We start from the raw sequence: 16,925 nt of genomic DNA, 5'->3' as shown, positions 1-16,925 counted from the left end.
TCTCCCCGATGGAGTTCGAACAGCAGCACCACGCAGCAGCTAAACTCTCACTCGCAGCATGAACCCCTGTGTCCACAATCCGGGGGTCACCTCACGGCCGAGCCGTAGCTCTCCTCGAGTCGACGCAGGATGTAGGAGCGTTGCTGGGGTTGCCCAGCCCAGTAGAAGGGCTTGGCCTGTACAGACGCGCTGACTTCTTCATCACTTGGCCAGCCACGGCGTCTGCCTGACAAGTAGTCGCGGACGGCTTCTGCCGGCGGCATCTCGGGGTTCATGTCCGCAGCCAGGGTCGTGAACAGGCGGCTGAGGCCGTTGGTTGCGGACTGGCACAAGAGCCGCCGCACCATGAAGCTCTCAATGAACTGGAGCGCCTCGGCTGCCTCCGCAGCAGTCGCACGGTGGGCATCGACGAGGTCAAGGAGGTAGAGCGCGACCGGGTAGTGCGTTCGACCACCCCACTCCGCCAGTCGCTGAAGCTGCCGCCGCAGCAGCGGGTCTTGTTCCACGGACGGTTCCAGGATGCGGTGAAGCAAGACCGCGCGGCGGGCGAGCTCGGCGATCTCCTTCTCCAACGCTTCCTCATTGCCCGCCAGAGGTTCGAGGCGCTGCTGTTGCGCACGGTAGATGTCAGTCTGCTTCGCCTTGGCGTTGCCCCGGATCACCAGGTCGAGCCAGACCAACAGCTCCAGGTTCTTTGGGCCGAGCTGCTGCTGCATCGGTAGCCAAAGGTGTTGGTAGACCTGTTCACCGCGGGTCGGCAGGAGCATGAAGACGTAGTTGCGCAGCAGGTCGCTCTGGCTGAGGCCGACGCCGGTGTTGTTGATCGACTCGAAGATGCGGTAGACGTTGTCGCCGCGGTCGGCGGTGATCTCTACGATGGAGAGCAGGTCGCGCAGCGCTGTCTCCACTGCTGTGGACCATCCGTCGCCGTGTTCTATCTGGCCCGAGTTGAGGACGCCACGGAAGAAGCGGTAGGCGGCACCGACGTTGTCGCTTCCACCAGCTTGCGGGGTGCTGAGAACGCAGGCGCCGAAAGCGCTGCGGTCGGCCTGGGTAGGCAGCAGCCGGAAGTGCTGGTTTCCATCCAGATACTCGTTCACCAGGTACTGCTTGTTGATGCGGTCCGCATTGCGGGCAGCTCCCTCTGCCCCGCTCTCGCGGATGTGGTCGCGAAGCGCCGTGAACGCCAACATGATCGTCGTGAGGCGCTGCTGCCCGTCGACCACCAGCCAGTGCTGCACTCCTCCCGCCTGCAGTTGTCCCGGCGCGAGTACCACCGAGCCGAGAAAGTGCGCTGAGGGGACCACGCCGTCGAGCTGCTGCTCGACCAGGTCCGAGACGTCCTCCCACAATTGCTGGAGCTCGGCATGCGTCCAGCTGTAGGTGCGCTGATATAGCGGCACCTGGAACTGCTTTTCGCCTTGGACGAGCTTGATGAACGTGATCTCCTGTGCGCGCACGCGGGCAATTACCTTTCGCGGATTGAGCGGTGGAGTAGTGTGGCGGATGGATCTATGGGTACCCGACTCACAGATGGGGTTGAGGTTCTGCCCGTTTCGGTCAGGTGCTCAGCGAATCTATCAACTGACCATGTATGGAACCGAAGTTGAAACATGGTATGGCACATCCGGCAGCGGGATGGAGTCCAGGACGAAGGCGACGTCGTCGCGCCAGCTGCGCAGCTCGGTGAGCGTGGGGGCGAGGGCGTAAGTGTGAAAGTGGCATGCCTGACTGAGCGTCGACCAGACCGAGGCGTAGCGACCCGCGACTTCCGGATGGAGGTGCCCAGCGAGCCAGAGGGCCTTGGTGCGGGCCTTGCACGGGGCAAGATGGGGGCAGTGGTGCTTGATGTAGCCGGCGATACGGTCCTCGACCGCGCGTCGCAGCAGGAAGGCCGCCGCACGAGGGTGGATGCCGGGGGCGTCGGCCGTCGTCGTGAGTCCAAGCAGGGCGTCGGCGGCGGTGAGGTGGTCGAGCGGGGTGGTAGTCGTGGCGGTCACAGGCAGCGCAGCTCCTTCGCTACAGCAGCGGTCCGGTCGATCAGGCTCTTGGGATCGGTGATGTCCGCGGTGGAGTGGGAGCCCTCGTTGCAGAGGGAGATCAGGTCGCTCGTGTCCTTCCCGAGGCGTGCGGTGATCTCGGTGTAGACCCGCCCCGGCGACTCGCGCTTCCGGAACAGGGCGAGTGAGGCGAGGTTGACGAGGGGGCCGGCGGTGCGGATCTTCTCCTCCGCCACGTGGTGCTCGATTCCTCCGTCGAGCAGGTTCCTCCAGGCTGACTCGTGCAGAGCGGCTTCCAGAGCGGCTCTGCAAAGCCCCGGCAGTACTTCGGCGAGGATCTCTGGAGTCACGTGCCTGTCGTTGCTGATGGCCCGAGCAGCCGTCAGCTCCCGCTTGACCGGGTCGTCTGCGACGGTGACCTCGATGACAGACCCGGGTTGACGGGCGACGTTCAGGACAGTGGCCTTCAGGCTCAGGAAGCGCAGGGCGTCCTGGAGGCGGGTGTCGTGGGTGAACACGATGACCTGTCGGGTCGCGGCGACAGCGTGCAGCGCGCGGGCAAGCCCTTCGACCTTTCGTGGGTCCATCGACTGGACCGGGTCGTCGATGACGATGAACTGGAACGGGCTCTGCGGTGTGGTGGCCCGGGGCAGGAAGAGGGAGAGCGCCAGAGCGAACATTTCTCCCTGACTCACGACGGTGAGCGCGGGGGCCTCCATATCGTCAACAGTGACGTCGAGTGTGACGCTCCGCCGGTTGGCCGAGCCGGTGAGCTGGACGGAGCCCAGGGTGATGCTGCTCTCCTGGCGCAGGTAGGCCCAGATCTGCTGCGACGTCTCCACGATGCCGAGCATCCGCTCGTCCCGGATGGCGGCGTGGGCCCCCTTCAGCCAGGTCCGGGCGGCCTTGACCTGGGTAAGCAGCGGCTCTGCCGCAGCTGCCTCGTCGGCCAGCGCGATCCACACGGCGAGTCGAGCCACCACTCCCTGCCAGCGCTGATCCTGCTGGGCGAGCCGACGGACGGCGTCCTCGCGTACCTGGCGGCACGCCTCGGCGAGGATGGCGGCGCTCTTCTCCGCCATGGCCGCGAGCTCGGTAGCGAGGGGGATGTCCCGGCACTGCGTCCAGTCCCGCCAGACAGGGAGGAGGTGGGCAGGGAGGAAGGCCGGGGGGCTGTCGATGAGGGCCAGCAGATTCCCCGTGGCGAGGTTCAACTCGCGATGGGCGGTCTCAGCTTCGTGCGCCTGATCGCGCAGCCGCACGATCTGCTCGACGGCCTGGGCCGCCCACGCGGTGTCGAGACGATCCTCGCTGCCACAGACCGGGCAGGCTTCCGACTCGGGATGGCGGCGCCGGTGGTCGACCGCGCGGTCCAGCAGGTCGGCGAGCCTGTGGGCATCCCCGGCCGTGCTGAACCGGGCGTCCTCGGCGGCTGCGGCGGCGGTCCGCAGCCGGCTGACGGTTTCGGCCACAGCATCCATGTCGGGCGCAGTAAGTTCGGTGAGGCGGTGGAGCTGAGCGAGTTCCTCGGCCTTGGTGGTGGGGGAGCCTGCGACCAGGGCATGCAGCGTATCGAGGTCCGGAGTGCGTCCAGCCAGCGCGGCAGTAGCGGCCTGGGTGCGCGGGTCATCGACGTCCGCAAGGGCGGAGCGCAGGTCGGGCAGTGCCGCGTTGGCCTGCTTGGAGGCAGTGGTGAGCTCCTTCTCGCGGGCGTGGAGAAGGGACAGAGCTTCGGTCAGGGCGCCCAGGCCAAGGATGCTTGCGAGGGCGTCGTGCAGCTGGCTCGGCCGTGAGGTGACCATCTGGCCGAGCTCGCTGTAGGACAGGATCGGTCGGTAGGAGCACAGGGCGGCATCCCAGCCGAGTGAGGCGAACGGAACGGGGGTGGGAGTCGGTCCGAAGCCGGTGACCTCTGCATGGGACAGGTTGAAGCTGGCACCCGGCCAAGTGCGGGTGAGAGTCACCGTGCTCGGGTGGCCGCTGATGCGCAGTCCGAGGTCGAGCCTGGGGCTCTCCGGGTGGTGCAGGTTGCGCCAGCCGCGCTTCTGGGCCTCGGCCCCCTCGTTCGGCCAGCGGGCATTCTGGCCAGTGAGAGCAACCTCGATACCCTCGGCGAAGCTGGACTTCCCGGTGCCGTTCCGACCGGCGACGACGGTGAGACCAGGGCCGGGCTTCAGCTGGATCGTTGTTGCGGGGCCGATGCCGCGGAAACCCTTGACGGTGATGGACTCGAGGTATACGCCGCCGGTGACTGCGCCGGTGTGCGTACGGGTTGCGCCGAGGGCGCTGGTGACCAACTCCCGTGCCGCTGCGGAAAGAACGGACGCCTTCAGCCGCGTGGTGACCTCGGCAGTCAGGTCAAGAGCCGGGGAAGGGGCGGGGATCGGCTCGCTCTCGCGGGACATGGGTGCCTCCGTTGAAGTAGGTGTGTGGGATGCACGGCAGAGCAGTACCGCCTGTCACGGTGGGCACTCTGGGCAACTGACACCAAGCTAGAAGCAAGCAGATGCGTTTGGATAAGAAATTATTGATAACCATGGTTATCAAATCTCGAATCTCGATCAAGGAAGCAAAAAGCACCAGCCTGGCCGAGTGGAGATGCGCCGGTGGGCCGCACCTTGGAAGTGTGCGGCCCACCGGGAAAAGCTGATTGTGTTGGAAACCGGGCTACGGGGCCTTCGGTGCCCACTCGTTGGCGAATGTCTCCATCTGCCTGAGAATCAGGTCGACTGCCTCGCGTTCGTCGTCCGGCGGGTACTCGAACCGCGCCAGCACCCGGCGGATCACCGAGCGCAGCTTGGCACGGACCGGCTCACGGGAGAGCCAGTCGGGTTTCAGCTCCTTGTGGATGGTTTTCACCAGGGTGCGGGCGATCTCCGCGAGCGTGTCGTCACCCATCAGCGCGCGCGCCATGCCGTGCGTGGCGACGGCGTCGTAGAAGGCGAGCTCGGCGTGGTCGAGCCTCGGCTCGAATTGCTCTCCGCGCCGGGCGTCAGCGGAGACCTCCTTGGCCAGCGCGACGAGCTCGGCGATGACCTCGGCGCTGGTCAGCTGCTGCAGCATGTACCGCATCATCAGCCTCTGGAGGCGGTCCGAGAAGTTCTCCTGGCGAACGATGTTGTGCCGGGTCACCTCGCGCATCTTCTGCTCGATCAGGCGGCGCAGGGCCTCTGCTGCGAGGTGCGGGGTCTCGGACTCCTGAAGCCCGCGTAGCTGGGCTCCGTTGAGCTGGGACAGGTCGAGGTGCCCGATGCCGGCCTCGGCATAGAGATCGGTGATCTCCTCGGCATCGACAACCGAGGACACCAGCTGGGAGAGGTAGAGGTTGACCTCGGCCGCCACCGGGAGGCCGCTCGCCTCGCGGTCTGCAGCGTCGCGCTTGACCATCCACCCGCGGACCTCGACGAAGAACGCGACGTCGCGGCGAAGGGATTCCAGGTCCTGGTTCCGCTCGGAGAGTCCGGTGGCTGTGGAGCAGAGGGCATAGAAGCGCTCCAGGCGGGTTGCGCTCTCCCGGAAGCGGGTTGCGAGGGTTTTCGCACCCGGTTCGACCTTGTTACCAGAGGTTTCGGGTGCGCGCAGGTGGTTGGTCGTCAGACGTAGGGCGTGGACGCGGGGCTGCGGGTGGGAGGTATCCGCGAGCAGGCCCCGCCAGTCGATCCCAGCGAGCAGGCCGCAGATGATGCCGTGCTCGTTGCGGACCTCGCTGATGGCGCGCTCGATGTCCCGGCCGAGCGTCTGGTCCTGACGATCGCCCGGACTGTACTCGGCCAGGGCCTTCTTCAGGCTGTCGGTCAAGGGCGCGTAGCCGACCAGCAAGCCATCCTGCTTGTTGCGGAAGCGCCGGTTCACCCGCGCCAGGGCCTGCATCAGGTTCGCACCCTGCATCGGGCGGTCCATGTACAGGGTGTGGACCGGCGGGGCGTCGTAGCCAGTGAGCAACATGGAGTGGACGATCAGCAACTCGAGCTCGTCGTCTGCGTCCTTGGCGCGGGCTTGGACGGTCTTGTGCTGGGAGGGGCGAAGGGCGTGCGCGTGCAGGCGGGCGGGGTCGGTGCGCTCGCTGTGGAACACGATCTTCATCTTGCCCTTGTCGACGGCCGGGTCGACCCAGTCGGGACGCAGTTCGGCAAGGGCGTCGAAGACCTTGACGCAGATCTCGCGGGTGGCGCAGACGATCATCGCCTTGCCCGGGCCGCCGAGTTGTGGACGCATCTGCGTGGAGCGCTGCTTCCAGTGCACGACGAGGTCCTCGGCGAGGGCCCTTATCCGGTCCGGCGCGCCGTAGACGTTGTTCATGGTGGCGGCCAGTTGCTCGGCGCGGCGGCGCTCCGCATCGTCCATCCCGGCGGTGAGCGAGTCGGCTTCCTCGTCGATCGAGGCCGGATCGACGTCCTTGGGGAGGGAGACGGGGATCAGACGTGGCTCGTGGTACACGCGGACGGTTGCCTCGTCGTCCACGGCGCGCTTGAGGTCGTAGATGTCGATGTAGTCGCCGAAGACCTCGCGGGTGTTCACTTCGGCCGTGGAGATGGGCGTGCCGGTGAAGGCGATGAGGGTGGCGTACGGCAGCGCGTCGCGCAGGTGGCGGGCATAGCCGTCGAGCTTGTCGTAGTGGCTGCGGTGCGCCTCGTCGACGATGACCAGGATGTTGCGCCGGTCGGAGAGGAGGGGGTGGTCCGCGCCGGACTCCTTCTCTGCATTGGTGCGGCCGAACTTCTGGAGAGTGGTGAAGATGATTCCGCCGGTGCGGCGGTTGGTCAGTTCGGTGCGCAGCTCGTCGCGGGTGCCGGCCTGGATCGGGATCTGCCCGAGGAGAACCTGGCTGTCCTGGAAGGTGGTGAACAGCTGGTCGTCGAGGTCGGTGCGGTCGGTGACGACGACAATGGTCGGGTTGTTCAGAGCGGGGTGACGGGCAGTCAGAGCTGCGGTACACACCATCTCCTCGGACTTGCCCGAGCCCTGGGTGTGCCAGACCACACCGGCTTGGCCGTTTCTGCGGGACGCCTCGACGATGGCGGTGACGGCCTTGGTGACGGCGTGGTACTGGTGCGGCTTGGCGATGCGCTTGCCGGTGGGGGTGAAGTTGACGAAGCCTTCGGCGAGGGAGAGAAAGCGGCGTTGGGTGAACAGGCCGTGCAGGGCCAGGCTCAGCGCCTCTGGACCGTCGTAGTCCGGTGCGTTGGTGTCGACGCGGTCGCCGTCGTCGTCCACGTTCCACGGGGCGAAGTGCTCGTAGGGGGTGAAGGGGGTGCCGTACTTGGCGGTTATCCCGTCGGCGACCAGGCAGAGCACGTTGTAGCGGAAGGCGATCGGGAACTCGTGGACGTAGGTCTGGAGCTGGGCGTGCGCGTCCTTGAGCGTCGCGTGCGGGTCGCTGGCGCTCTTCAGCTCGACGACAGCGAGGGGCAGACCGTTGACGTAGAGGACGATGTCGAAGCGGCGCTTCATCTCGCCATCGACGACGGTGACTTGGTTGACGGCGTGGTAGGTGTTCGCGTCCGGTTCGCGTAGGTCGATGAGCTGGACGGTGGGAGCGTGCTCGGCGCCGAACTCGTCGGTGTAGGTGATGCGGACGCCGGCGGTGAGGTACTCGTGGGCGAGGCGGTTTTCGGGCAGCGCCTCGCGGGACTTGGGGTCGGTGGCAGCGCGGAGTGCGTCGCGCACGGCGGTGGGGGGGAGGGCGGGGTTGAGGCGCGCGATGGCGGCGTGGAGCTGGTCGTAGAGGATCAGGTCGTCCCAGGTCGCCCGGCTTCCGGAGCTGGGTGCGACGTTCTTGCCCTCCTTCACCTCCCAGGCGAGCTCGGCGAGCTCGTCCATGGCGAGGGCCTCCCAGGCGGCCTCGTTCATCTTGCCGTGGTTCTGTGTCATACGACCTCCTCGACAATCCGCTCGGCGTCACGGACGCGGAGCTGGCCGGACATGAGCTGGGGGAGGAGGGTGTCGCGCAGGGAAGCGAGATCAAGCGACTCTTGCTCCGCTGCGAGAGCACGCTCCCAGAGCGGACCAATCTGTGCGTCAAGTCGAGCCAAGAGAGCGCTTGTTGGAGCCGGTACGGACTCGTCAAGGTGGCGACGCTGGATATGTCCCATCGTTGTCGCCTTGTCTGCGGCGATCCCACGGAACTCTGCGAGCTTCAGCCCAACCAACTCAGAGGCGAGCCACAATGGCCTGTCGTTGCTTGGAACGACCTTGAAAATGTGCTGGTTGATAATTCCCTCAGGCCGGAACCAGCGGCATACCGTGAGCGATCCCGACCAGGAAAACAGCACGTCCCCCGGGCGGGCCAGATGTTTGTCCGGCACGTCGATGTCATTGTAGACCGTCGAGGCGCCTGGTCCCGAGTTGATCTCGGCAATGCGGATGACCATGCGGCCATCTCCGCTGGCATCCTTGGTGAAAGCGCGCCCGTTGATGAAATCGGCGGTTTGTGACAGAGGTGTGTAGGTGAATTCCGAGGAAGAGTCGGAAAGCGCATTGGCGAAGATCGCCGACCGAAGCTCATCGGCTGTGGCCGCGATGCGTTCATTAATGGCAATTTTGTCATCCAGTGCCCCGAGCACTGCGGCGATTGCGTCCTGTTCCGGCCGCTGAGGGATGCAGACGTGGAATGCCTTAGCTTCTGGGTAGTAGACAGTCTGGTGAGTAGTTCCATGGGCGAAACGTCGAACGGATTCCTGCTCGGCTACAAGGATGTAGTGCAGGTACTTGGATGACAGTGCTGGACTGCACACCCAATTAATGAAATCCTGACTTGTTGCCATTGGAACGCCCATCGTGATGACGTACCCGACCGACGCGGTGCGAGACAAGCAAACTGTTCCGGCGGGCAGCAGCCTCGCGGAAGAATTCGAAAGGCCCTCTTCCGTGATCGACTGAAGCGTTGAGGTGATCGTGCGTCCATGGTTTCCTGTCGCATCCCGGATGCCGACCCAGGGGATTTCACCGTTCCAGTATTCGGTTTTTCCGCGGCTCGGCGTATGGCCGCTTTCGAGCCTTGCAATACCTGAGAGCTCGACCCATTCAAATCCTGGTGCAGTGGGCGTTTTGGGGTCGCCAACGCTCAGTGCCCAGCGGCCCGGGATGACTCCCGTTGTCGCCGCACGACCTCCTGTTTCAGTCTTGACCCTAGCCACGGATCCTCCCAAGCTGCTCGCGCACGACCGCCTGGAGGCGCTCCGACTCGTCGAAGTCGGAGAAGAGCTCCTTTGTCAGGCGCGCGATTCGCTCCTGTACCGACTCCGCATCTGCATCGTGTTCGACCTCCGCAGCGCCGACGTATCGGCCTGGGGTGAGGATGTGGTCGTGCCTCGCGATTTCCTGGAGTCTCGCTGAGTAGCAGAAGCCTGCCACGTCGTCGTAAGCCATGCCCTTAGCCTTCGCGGACTTGGTGCCGCGCCAGGCGTGGTAGGTGTCGGCGATCTTGGCGAGGTCGTCGTCTGTCAGGACGCGCTCCGTGCGGTCCACCATCGTGCCCATCGCGCGTGCGTCGATGAACAGGACCTCCCCTCGGCGGTCCGCCAGTGCCTTGGCGCCCTGCGGGGTCTTGTCCTTCGCCAGGAACCACAGACACGCCGGGATCGCCGTTGTCCGGAACAGGTTCGTCGGCAGCGCGACCATGCAGGCAACCAGGTCAGCCTCGACCAGTGCCGCGCGGATCTCACCCTCTCCCGACTGCTTCGACGACATCGACCCGTTCGACAGCACCACACCGGCGCTGCCACGCGCGCCCAGCTTGGAGACGATGTGTTGCAGCCAGGCGTAGTTGGCGTTGCTCTGCGGCGGGACGCCGTAGCGCCAGCGCGGGTCGTCCGTCTTCCGTGCCCAGTCCGACATGTTGAACGGCGGGTTGGCCATGATGAAGTCGGCCTGGCGGTCTGGGTGCTTGTCCGTCACGAAGGTGTCGGCCCAGCGGTCGCCGATGCCCTTGGAGTCCATGCCGTGGACAGCGAGGTTCATCTTCGCCAGCCGCCAGGTGCGCTCGTTCGCCTCTTGCCCGTACACGGCGATGTCGTGGCTGTGGTCGCGGCCGGCGTGCGCGGTGACGAACTTGGCGGCCTGGACGAACATTCCGCCCGAGCCGCAGGCCGGGTCGTATACCCGTCCCTCGTACGGCTCCAGCACCTCCACCAGCAGGCGGACCACGCTCGCGGGGGTGTAGAACTCCCCGGCGCGCTTGCCCTCAGCGCGGGCGAAGCGCTCCAAAAAATACTCGTAGACCTCGCCGAGCACGTCCTGTGCCGGGCGATCGCCGTGTCCGGTGAAACGGGCGTCGCTGATCAGATCGACCAGTTCCTTCAGCCGCATCTGGTCCACGTTGTCGCGGTTGAAGATCTTCGGGAGGACGCCGGTGAGCACCGGGTTCTCCTTCATCACCGCGTCCATCGCGTCGTCCAGCAGCTTGCCGACGCCGCCCTGCACGCTCTGCGCGTTCTCGGAGAGGTGGTCCCAGCGCGCGATCGGGGGCACCCAGAAGACGTTCTCGCCTGTGTACTCGTCCTTCTCGTCCAGGAACGCGGCCTTGCGCTGCTCCGAGATGCCCTCCAAGGTCTTCCCGATCTGCGACCGCCGCTCCTCGAAGGCGTCGGAGACGTACTTCAGGAATACCAGGCCCAGCACGAACTCCTTGTACTGGGCGGCGTCCATCGAGCCGCGCAGCTTGTCTGCAGCCCTCCAGAGGATGTCCTGGATCTCCTTGGTGCTGGAAACGCCGGGCAGTTCGCCCTGGCCAGCGCTCGATCGCTTGCGGGGAGGCATCGTTCCTCTTCCTTCGTCGGGGCGTTCATGAACAAGGGTTGGCGGCTGTGTCAGTCATGGTCGATCGTCAGCGATCCGTCGGCGAAGCCGGCCAGGGTGAGGCGACGGGCTTCCTCAAGGGCTGTGTTCTGCTCGCGCAGCAGCGCCTGCCTGCGGTCAACGTCGGCGAGCAGTGCGTCAAACCGTTCGACGTCAGCCGTGTCGAGATCCGGGATCATGAAGTCCTCGATCCGGCGGACCGCTCGCACCGCGCTCGGGCTGCGTTCGGTGTTCTTGGCCGCAGCGAGCAGTGCGGCCAACACGCGCGGGGTCATCAGCGACTCGGCGTCGGAGTTGATCCGTAGAACCCTGGCGGGGAACAGTGCTACGGAGAAGCCATTGTGATCGACCGCCAGTCCAAGTCGGGGTGCGGTGGTGTAGACGACGTCGCCAGGCTCCGTCAGTGCGGCGTGCTCGTACTCGGCAGCGAGGGTCAGACGGTCGATCCGTCGACCGCCGACCGGGCTACTTCCGCAGACCTCCTCAGGTCCCAGCACGTCGTGGTGGCCGGTGGGCAGGATGTACCGGGGATCGATTCGGTGACCTTTGAGCTTGATCACTGTCTTCTCGGCGATCAGTGTGCCGACTGTAGTCCGCCTGGGCCGCGCCCCTTCACGCCGGACCACCTGGCCCCGCAGCGGGCCGTGGGTCGCAACGTAGCGCTGCGCGCGCTCGGCGGCGCGCTCCAGTCGGCGCTCCGCCTCGACGATGAGCGCGGGCCGCTCGTCGACTGTGCGCGCGAGAACCTCGGAAACCGGCGGTCGTGGTGGGGTGAGCGCGCTGCCGAACGCGGCGTCTAGCCGCGCGATTGGCTCGACGCAGCCGAAGCGCGGGTCGTGGCCGTCCTTGCGTCGTCCCTCGGTTCGCCAGAGGAGGACATCCTCACTCAGCTCCGTACGGACGCGCTCGTCCAGCGCCTCCGCGCCGAGGTCGGCGAGAAGCACATAGCCGCGTGCGGCCAGGATCGGGTCGCGGGTGAGAATCCAGAGAGCACTGCGATACCCGGGTCGATAAGGGGTTACTCCGCCGGGCAGGGTGATGACCGCTTCGACGACGCCACGGCGCAGCAGGCTGCCACGCAGCTTGGCTTCGTCCACGTCTTGAAGCGCGTCAACGAGGGCGGCGGCGGGGCCGACGACGAGGGCAGTGCTGCCAGGACCTAGCAGATCGCTGACGCGCTCGACCTCCTCCAACGCGCTGAGCTTCGAGCGTTCCTCCGCCGCCTGGTAGGGAAGTTGAGTCACGATGATGTCTGGATCCGCGATTCCTTCCTCCAGCTCGGCCCCGATTTGGACATCGAGGGAGTATTCGGGGAAGCCGCGCAACAACAGCCTGCGCCGGGTGAGCCGGGCGAGCCAACTCTGCGGTTCGGCGGCGAGGGCCTGGAGTTCGGCCGAGTCGTCCGTTTTGTCGGCGAGAGCCACGAGGAGGTCCCCGGAGCCGGCGTGGGGGTCGGCGAGGGTGACGCTGCCGTCACGCTCGACGCGGGCGCTGACGTCGGAGAGGTCGGCGAGGAGGTGAAGCAGTTCGGAGGTGAGGGCGCGACTGGTGAGTTCGGCCAGTCCTAGGCGGCGACGAGAGGACAGTAGCCATTCGTAGGCGCCACCGGGGCTGTAGGCGGCCTCGATCAGATCCTCAGCCAGTCTGGCGAGCACGATCGCGCGGCTGTCGGCAGTCTGGATCTCGCGCAGCACGAACTGGTCCTCGGCGTCCATCCGCTCGGCGCGGCGTCGCAGCGCGGACCAGGCCGCCACCACGTCGAAGCTCGCGTCGTCCGCTCCGCTCGGGAGTAGCGGCCTGTCGTCGAGATAGCGCAGGCACAGCAGGCTGCCGAGCAGCTCGACCAGGCGTCGGGCGCCGAACTGGTTGGCGTGCGCGGCGATGGCGTGGAGGGCGAGTTCCGCCCGCAACTCGGAGGGATCGGCGTTGCCCAGGCCGGAGCTGAGTAGCCAGTCGGTGACAGCGCCGCCGTGGAACAGCAGTCGGTCGGCGCTCCCGGCGAGGGGGGCTGGGAAGTCCGGGTAACGGCGGCGCCAGGTGGAGACCACCGGGCGCTTGACCTGTGCCAGGGCGGCGATCTCGGGCATCGAGATGAGAGGGGCGTAGGGGCCAGGCTGGGGATTGTGCAGTTCAGACGTTGCCGCCAGCTCCATCGCAGCCCACCTCTTCCGCTCATCTCGGCTTCGTCCAAGCGCCGCTCGTTGGCTCCTGTGCCACTCCTGCACTGTAGGGGATTAGGTGCCTGCGAGTCACTAGGTCTCTTGATAAGAAGGGTTATCGAAAATTCGTGGCGGTTTTAAGTTGCCAGGGCCTACCTTGGCGAGGCACCAGTGAGTGGCCCGTCCTGCACCAGGTCGTGCCCAGCTTGACGCGGTCCTCATCAATGACAGGGAGCTAACCCGTGAATCAGTCCGTCCTCACCCCAGCTGCTGTCGGTCTTCTGGCCGCCTTGCTCGGCTCCCTCGTTGGCTTCGTCTTGGCGCACCTGCGGACTGCTGCCGCTCAGAGTTCCCTTACCACCGACCTGCGGGCTGCCGAGGACCGCGCCGAGCGGCACCAGCAGAACGCTCAGGTCCTTCAGAACGAGCGGGACCGCGAGCGCGCCCGTGCCGATACGGCGGAGCGCACCCACGCAGCTGCTCTCGCTGATCACCGCAGCCGCGACGAGCAGCTCGGACGCCTGACCGCGGAACTCAGTACCGCGCAGGAGAAGGTCAGCGAGCTGCGCGAGCAGCGGTCCCGTGCTGAGGCCGACGGCGAGCAGCAGGACGCTCGGGCCGCCAAGCTCGTCCGTGGCCACCAGGAGCTCCGCGAGAAGTACGCCGGTCTGGAGACAACGAACGCCCGTCTCCGCGACGACTTGCTCCAGCGTGAGCAGGACCTTGACGTCATGCGCGAGCGCCAGCGCGCGGTTGAGGTGGCCGGCGCCGAGATCACGGCGGCTCGCCAGCAGCTGGTGAAGATGCAGGAGGACCAGCAGCGGCTGCTCGCGGAGAAGATGCAGACACTCTCACAGGCGGTGGTCGACCAGGGCAGTGCCCAGCTGCTCAGCGCCGCTGAGCAGCAGCTCAGCGCGATCAACCAGCCGGTGCAGGAGCAGCTGCAGCGGATGGACCAGCACCTGCGCGACCTGGAGGGTAAGCGGGCGGCGGCGGAGTCCAGGATCAGTGAGCAGATCGTGCAGATGAACAGCATGAGCGAGGGCGTACGCAAGGAGACGCAGTCCCTCTCGTACGCGCTGCGCAAGCCGCAGGTGCGCGGGGCGTGGGGCGAGCAGCACCTCCAGCGGACGGTGGAGCTGGCCGGGCTTGTGGAACACTGCGACTTCGAGACGCAGGTCTCGGTCACGGACGACGACGGGACGTCGCGCCCCGACCTGGTGGTGCACCTGGCGGGCGGCAAGCAGGTGGTGGTGGACGCGAAGGTGCCGCTCACCGCGTTCATGGACGCGATGGGCGCCCCCAACGAGGAGGCGCAGCGGGCTTGCTACAAGCGGCATGCCAAGCTCGTTCGCCAGCACGTGGACGCGCTCAGCGGCAAGGAGTACCACCGCAAGCTGCCGTGCACACCGGAGTTCGTGGCGCTCTACCTTCCCGGGGAGGGCTTCCTGGAGCGGGCGCTGGAGGCTGATCCGCAGCTGATGGAGTACGCGGCCGGCAAGCGCGTGCTCGTCGCCACCCCGACCATCCTGTCCGGAATGCTGCGGGCAGTCGCATTTGCCTGGAGCCAGGCGGCGCTGGCGGACAGCATGCGGGAGGTGTCGGACCTGGGCCGCACACTGTACGAGCGGCTCGCTGCGATGGGGAAGCACCTGGAGAAGCTGGGCCGTGCGATGGACTCCTCGGTGAAGGCGTACAACGACACTGTGGCGTCGCTAGAGGGTAGAGTGCTGGTCACCGCCCGGAAGTTCCAGGGCATGAAGGTCGTCGAGAGTGATCTTGCATCTCCCAAGCCTCTGGTGAGCGCGGTGCGTGCCCTGGCGGCACCCGAACTGACCGCCCGCGAGACGGCGGCGAGTGGCCAGGGATCAGCTGGGACCGGGGCTCTGTGGGTGCCGAGCCAGCCGAAGCGGCCGTCGCCCGACGCAGACGCATCGGACTCCGCCTGAGCGTGCACCAACTGATTCCAAGTCGGCCAGCCTCTCGCTGCTGACTCACTACTGGCCCAGTTGCGCCCGAAAACGACACTGGGTCTCCTCGCCGAAGCGAGAAGACCCAGGTCGTACTGCCCATCTGCTGTGCGCCGCCAGGGACTCGAACCCCGGACCCGCTGATTAAGAGTCAGCTGCTCTAACCAACTGAGCTAGCGGCGCGTGCTGACTCCGAGAACAATACACGGTCCGGAGGGGTGGGCCGTGCAGACTGTTCGGGCGAGTGTCCGGAATATTCTGATTGTGGTGATTGGGGTGGGCTGGTGCCCAGGCCCGAGACCGTGAGCGACGGTGAGACGGTGAGTGACGGCTTCGTGCGGGTCGGCGGTACGGCGGTGCACGTCCGGCGGGAGGGGTGGGGGCCGGTCTGTGTGCTCAGTGGGGGGCTCGGGTGCAGCTGGTTCGACTGGGATCCGGTGGTCCCGCTGCTCGCGCCGTGCCGGACGGTGGTCCGTTTCGACCGTCCTGGGTACGGCCTGAGCGAGCCCGAGCGCGGCCGTCCGACCGCCGTCGGTGAGGTCGAGCGGATTCGTACCGTCCTCGACGCCCTCGGGCTGCCCGGGCCCTGCACGGTCGCCGGGCACTCGCTGGCGGGTTTCCACGTCGAGGCGTTCGCCCGCCTCCACCCCGGGCGTACCGCCGGGCTGGTCCTGCTGGACGCCGGCGTCGAGCCCGCGCCGCACCCCCTCCCGGCCCCCGGGCTGCGTGATCTGGGCGCGCGTGCGGTGGCGGGTACGGCCACCGCGCTCGCCGTGCCGTACCTGTTCGGACCGGCCGGGCGGCGGCTTGCGGCGCGGCTGAACACCGTACGAGGTACGGATCCCGCCCCGGCCGGGCTGGTCCGGCGCTGCTACCGGCCCGGCCGGGCGCTGCGGGCCGCGCTGCGGGAGAACGCCTGCTACCTGGACGTCGCGGCGGAGCTCGCCGAGCTGCGCGCCCGGGCGCCGCTGCCCGAGGTGCCGGTCACCGTGCTCGCGGCGGATCCGGGCTGCGGCACCCCGGCGTCCCGCCGGTGGCTCGCTCGCCAGCAGGCGCTGGCCGAGCTGCTCGGTGCCCGGTTCCGGGTCGCGGTCCCGGCCGGTCACCTGCTGATGGCCGACCGGCCGGACGTGGTGGCGCAGGCCGTACTGGACAGTTCCTGATCGCCGGGCCCGTCCGGCCGCCCTCGCCGTGCGCCCAGCCCGTCCCGTGCGGCGAGGGGTGAGAATGGGTGGGAGGAGGACGCATGAACTCCATCACCCACTGGCTGGCAGGTCTGTCCGGTCCGGTCGTCTACGCGGTCGTGGCCGGCCTGGTCTTCGTCGAGGACGGGTTCCTCGTCGGTGTGGTCCTGCCGGGGGAGAGTGCGGTGGTGGTCGGCGGGGTCATCGCCCGCCAGGGAGCGGTCTCCGTCTACTGGCTGTGCGCGCTGGTCGTGGTCGCCGCGATCGCGGGCGACTTCATCGGGTACGAGATCGGCCGCCGCAGCGGCCCGAGGATCGCCAACTCGCGGTTTCTCCGTGGCCGCTCCGAACGCGTGGACGCCGCCCGGGAGATGATGAACCGGCGGGGTGCGGGGGCGGTCTTCTTCGGCCGGTTCATAGCCTTCGTCCGCACCATGGTCCCCGGACTGGCCGGCCTGTCGCGGATGCCATACCGCCGTTTCGTCCGCTACAACGCCCTCGGCGCGCTGCTCTGGGGTGTCGGTTTCACCATGCTCGGTTACTACGCGGGTGACGCCTACACCCAGATCGAGCAGGTGCTCGGCCGGTTCATCGCCGGCGCCTTCGTCGCCGTCCTGCTGGCCGTCGCCGTGGTCTGGCACATGCGCCGCCGCCGCGCGCGCCGCCGCCGGGAGGCCGAGGCGGACGCGGCGGCGGCAGCGGCGGAGCCTGCCGAGAACGACGAAAGCGACGGTGCGGCGGAGGCAGGTGGGGTGGGCGAGGTCGGGCGGCCGCGATTACCGCTCGGGGGAGTGCGGCAGCTGAGCTGAGCTGGCA

10 protein-coding genes and 1 tRNA gene are annotated in these 16,925 nt (G+C 67.1%); 3 read left to right on the top strand and 8 right to left on the bottom strand.

The window, feature by feature from the left end:
• Positions 1–86 precede the first annotated feature (86 nt).
• From P3T29_RS22575 to P3T29_RS22545, 7 genes are all read right to left on the bottom strand, one after another.
• Complete coding sequence (locus P3T29_RS22575) at positions 87–1,460, bottom strand: DUF262 domain-containing protein (RefSeq protein ID WP_348532854.1); 1,374 nt, start codon at positions 1,458–1,460, stop codon at positions 87–89.
• Between the two features lie 120 nt (positions 1,461–1,580).
• Entirely contained in the window at positions 1,581–2,000 is a 420-nt protein-coding gene (locus P3T29_RS22570) for a hypothetical protein (protein WP_280718390.1), read from the bottom strand.
• Positions 1,997–4,405 (bottom strand): AAA family ATPase, encoded by a 2,409-nt coding sequence (locus tag P3T29_RS22565; protein WP_280718389.1) that lies wholly within the window; start codon positions 4,403–4,405, stop codon positions 1,997–1,999. Before P3T29_RS22565 ends, P3T29_RS22570 begins: the two co-directional genes overlap by 4 nt.
• A 262-nt stretch (positions 4,406–4,667) precedes the next feature.
• On the bottom strand, positions 4,668–7,871 hold the full coding sequence (locus P3T29_RS22560) for a type I restriction endonuclease subunit R (protein WP_280718388.1): 3,204 nt from the start codon (positions 7,869–7,871) through the stop codon (positions 4,668–4,670).
• Positions 7,868–9,136 (bottom strand): restriction endonuclease subunit S, encoded by a 1,269-nt coding sequence (locus P3T29_RS22555; RefSeq protein ID WP_280718387.1) that lies wholly within the window; start codon positions 9,134–9,136, stop codon positions 7,868–7,870. The genes P3T29_RS22560 and P3T29_RS22555 overlap by 4 nt, the downstream gene beginning before the upstream one ends.
• Entirely contained in the window at positions 9,129–10,757 is a 1,629-nt protein-coding gene (locus tag P3T29_RS22550; RefSeq protein WP_280718386.1) for a class I SAM-dependent DNA methyltransferase, read from the bottom strand. The genes P3T29_RS22555 and P3T29_RS22550 overlap by 8 nt, the downstream gene beginning before the upstream one ends.
• Positions 10,758–10,807: 50 nt before the next feature.
• Positions 10,808–12,949 carry a hypothetical protein gene (locus tag P3T29_RS22545; RefSeq protein ID WP_280718385.1) on the bottom strand — a complete coding sequence of 714 codons (2,142 nt, stop codon included), beginning with the start codon at positions 12,947–12,949 and terminating at the stop codon, positions 10,808–10,810.
• A 248-nt stretch (positions 12,950–13,197) separates the two neighbouring features.
• Here P3T29_RS22545 and rmuC point away from each other — a divergent pair, with 248 nt between their 5' ends.
• The gene (gene rmuC, locus P3T29_RS22540; RefSeq protein ID WP_280718384.1) at positions 13,198–14,904 is read left to right on the top strand and encodes a DNA recombination protein RmuC; all 1,707 of its coding nucleotides are present in this window, start codon (positions 13,198–13,200) and stop codon (positions 14,902–14,904) included.
• Positions 14,905–15,034: 130 nt separating this feature from the next.
• Here the strand turns inward: rmuC and P3T29_RS22535 are convergent.
• Positions 15,035–15,108 (bottom strand) — tRNA-Lys (locus tag P3T29_RS22535).
• 119 nt (positions 15,109–15,227) lie between these two features.
• Here P3T29_RS22535 and P3T29_RS22530 point away from each other — a divergent pair.
• Together P3T29_RS22530 and P3T29_RS22525 are read left to right on the top strand one after the other, a co-directional pair.
• The gene (locus P3T29_RS22530) at positions 15,228–16,088 is read left to right on the top strand and encodes an alpha/beta hydrolase (RefSeq protein WP_280718383.1); all 861 of its coding nucleotides are present in this window, start codon (positions 15,228–15,230) and stop codon (positions 16,086–16,088) included.
• Between the two features lie 83 nt (positions 16,089–16,171).
• Positions 16,172–16,918, top strand: coding sequence for a DedA family protein (locus P3T29_RS22525; RefSeq protein WP_280718381.1), 747 nt, complete (start codon positions 16,172–16,174; stop codon positions 16,916–16,918).
• The last annotated feature ends 7 nt before the right edge of the window (positions 16,919–16,925 follow it).

The sequence above is a fragment of the Kitasatospora sp. MAP5-34 genome, assembly GCF_029894335.1.
GTDB lineage: Bacteria > Actinomycetota > Actinomycetes > Streptomycetales > Streptomycetaceae > Kitasatospora.
This window is presented reverse-complemented; position numbering and strand designations above follow the sequence as displayed.

Excerpts from the sequence above, each read along its gene's own strand:
- P3T29_RS22525 (WP_280718381.1), top strand. The coding sequence starts at position 16,172 with ATGAACTCCATCACCCACTGGCTGGCAGGTCTGTCCGGTCCGGTCGTC.
- P3T29_RS22560 (WP_280718388.1), bottom strand. The coding sequence starts at position 7,871 with ATGACACAGAACCACGGCAAGATGAACGAGGCCGCCTGGGAGGCCCTC.
- P3T29_RS22550 (WP_280718386.1), bottom strand. The coding sequence starts at position 10,757 with ATGCCTCCCCGCAAGCGATCGAGCGCTGGCCAGGGCGAACTGCCCGGC.
- P3T29_RS22565 (WP_280718389.1), bottom strand. The coding sequence starts at position 4,405 with ATGTCCCGCGAGAGCGAGCCGATCCCCGCCCCTTCCCCGGCTCTTGAC.
- P3T29_RS22545 (WP_280718385.1), bottom strand. The coding sequence starts at position 12,949 with ATGGAGCTGGCGGCAACGTCTGAACTGCACAATCCCCAGCCTGGCCCC.